4 protein-coding genes and 1 pseudogene are annotated in these 2,031 nt (G+C 66.2%); 4 read left to right on the top strand and 1 reads right to left on the bottom strand.

Translation table 11 applies throughout. The annotated features are described in order from the left end of the window. A pseudogene (locus tag JHC57_RS22230) lies at positions 1 to 146 on the bottom strand (tRNA 2-thiouridine(34) synthase MnmA); the annotation flags it as partial. Between the two features lie 132 nt (positions 147 to 278). Between JHC57_RS22230 and JHC57_RS22225 the strand changes: the two are divergent. From JHC57_RS22225 to JHC57_RS22210, 4 genes are all read left to right on the top strand, one after another. Then, positions 279 to 659, top strand: a complete 381-nt coding sequence (locus JHC57_RS22225; protein ID WP_294032732.1) for a hypothetical protein — start codon at positions 279 to 281, stop codon at positions 657 to 659. Positions 660 to 661: 2 nt separating this feature from the next. Further along, on the top strand, positions 662 to 961 hold the full coding sequence (locus JHC57_RS22220) for a DUF1153 domain-containing protein (protein ID WP_037554894.1): 300 nt from the start codon (positions 662 to 664) through the stop codon (positions 959 to 961). 102 nt (positions 962 to 1,063) lie between these two features. After that, entirely contained in the window at positions 1,064 to 1,270 is a 207-nt protein-coding gene (locus JHC57_RS22215) for a hypothetical protein (protein WP_294032731.1), read from the top strand. 120 nt (positions 1,271 to 1,390) lie between these two features. After that, positions 1,391 to 1,684 carry a hypothetical protein gene (locus JHC57_RS22210; protein WP_294032730.1) on the top strand — a complete coding sequence of 98 codons (294 nt, stop codon included), beginning with the start codon at positions 1,391 to 1,393 and terminating at the stop codon, positions 1,682 to 1,684. Positions 1,685 to 2,031: the final 347 nt, after the last annotated feature.

Raw genomic sequence — 2,031 nt, 5'->3', positions numbered from 1 at the left:
GCGGCGAGCGCGGCGACGACGCTCGAGTCGACTCCGCCCGACATCGCGACGACGATTCGCCGGTCCTTCAGCGGCGAAGCGAGCTGAAAGTCGGCCCGGGCGAGCCCGGCGGGGGAGGAAATCGTCTCGATCATGGTCGGCGTCATCTAGGGATGCGGCCCCCGAAATACCAGCTTTTCCGCCGCCGCTGTCAAGATATTGACGCGGGTTAAGCTTCGCTAACAGGGACTGAAACGGGCATTTACGGGACCTTAGCTCCTGTGGGCTAGACGAGTCGCATGAACCTCGATCCGTCAAATCTTCCGCGCATCGCCGGAGCGGCCCGACTGTCGAAGCCCGGCTTCGACATCATCCTCGCCGTGTCGGGCGCGCGTCAGGCGGCGCTGCCGACAGTCCGGCGGCTGCGGACGCAGGCGCAGCGCGACGCGCATGCGGCAAGGCTTAACGCGGTCAGCCGGATTCTTTGCGGGGCGCCCGCCAAAACGGAACAAAAAGCGTCGCGGGTCGTTCGCTTCTTCGATCTGTCCGACGATGTGAACGCCCTGCCCGAAACTATGAACAGCCTGTTTACCAGAGGATTTCAGTCGATGTTGAATCCCTCTGTTTTAAAGCCGAACGCGTCGGACACACCCCCCTCCGACGTTTCAAATATGGAATGAGCATGATCGAGAATCAGAAAATCCGGCCCGCACAGGTTATCGGCCCCCTCGGGGAACCGCTGACGCTGGACTCGCTGCCCCCGTCGACGACGACCCGCTGGGTCGTTCGCCGCAAGGCAGAGGTCGTCGCGGCCGTCAACGGCGGGCTCCTGTCCGTCGACGAGGCGTGCGAACGCTATGGGCTGACCCTCGAGGAATTTGCCGGCTGGCAGCGATCGATCGACCGCAGCGGCATGCCCGGGCTGCGCGTCACGCGCATCCAGCACTATCGCGACCTGTACGAGCGCCAACAGCGCTTCTGAGGGCCGCGGGACCGGACCAGAAACAGGGAGGGCGCTTCGGGCGCCCTCTTTTTTTGCGCGGCCGGGTGGACAGTCGCGGGGGCGTCCCGCTACCGGCGCGCCATGGGTATCACCGCTACGATCATGAACACCGCCACCGGCCAGCCGATCCAGAAGATGAGCTTCGGCCGCATGCCCAAACCCTGGGCCAGCTTCACCCTCGCGACCGGCGAACTCGTCACCGCCGAGCGCATCGACGTCACGCCGCCGGCGCCCGGAAAATTCGCCGCGACGGTCCAGGTCTGGGTAAAGCTCAAGGCAGCGGGCTGAGGGCCGCACGCTCCCGCTCTCAAAAGAAAGTGGCGCACTTTCAATCACATGTCAATTTCATTGCAACCCTGACGTTCATCCCGCGTTAAGCCCCCGAGTCAACTTTGGGAGTCACTCAATATGCGCAAGATGTTCATCACCCTCGCCGCCACCTCGGCGCTCGCGCTCGGCGCCTGCCAGAGCCCGCAGGCCGACAAGGTCGAGGACCAGGCCGAAGCCCAGGCCGACGCGATCGACGCACAGGCCGACGCCATGCCCGAAGGCCCGGCGAAGGAAGCGACCGAGGAAAAGGCCGACGCCGTCGAAGCCGCGGGCGAGGAAAAGGCCAACGCGATGGACGACAATGGCGAAATCGCTCCGTCGGAAACCGGCACGGCCCCGGCCACGCCGCCGGCCGATCCCGCCAAGAAATAAGGCGGCCGAAACAAGGGCTGCCTTCCCTAAAGGGCAGGGTGAAGGGCGCCGGTCGATCCGGCGCCCTTTGTCTTGCGCGCGATATTTCCGCCCCTGTGATCGCGATCACGGTCGCGCGCCGCGATCGGGGTTAGCGCGGGATCCGGGACGGGAACCCGCTTTCAGCGACGAACTTCACGGACCACCCTCCCGCCGCCCTCAGCGACCCGGGGCGGCGGGAGGGACTATCGCTCATCCCGGCTCGTCGGCCCCCAGCGCGCGCAGCACGTCCTTCACCCCCGGCGCATCGGCATCGGCGCGGAGCGCCCCGAGCCCCGCCGCGACGTCCAGCCGGTATTCGGCCACCC

The sequence above is a fragment of the Sphingopyxis sp. genome (genome assembly GCF_016463645.1).
In the GTDB taxonomy this organism is placed as follows: domain Bacteria; phylum Pseudomonadota; class Alphaproteobacteria; order Sphingomonadales; family Sphingomonadaceae; genus Sphingopyxis.
Note: the sequence above shows the minus strand (reverse complement) of the source record. Positions and strands in the feature narration are given on the sequence as shown.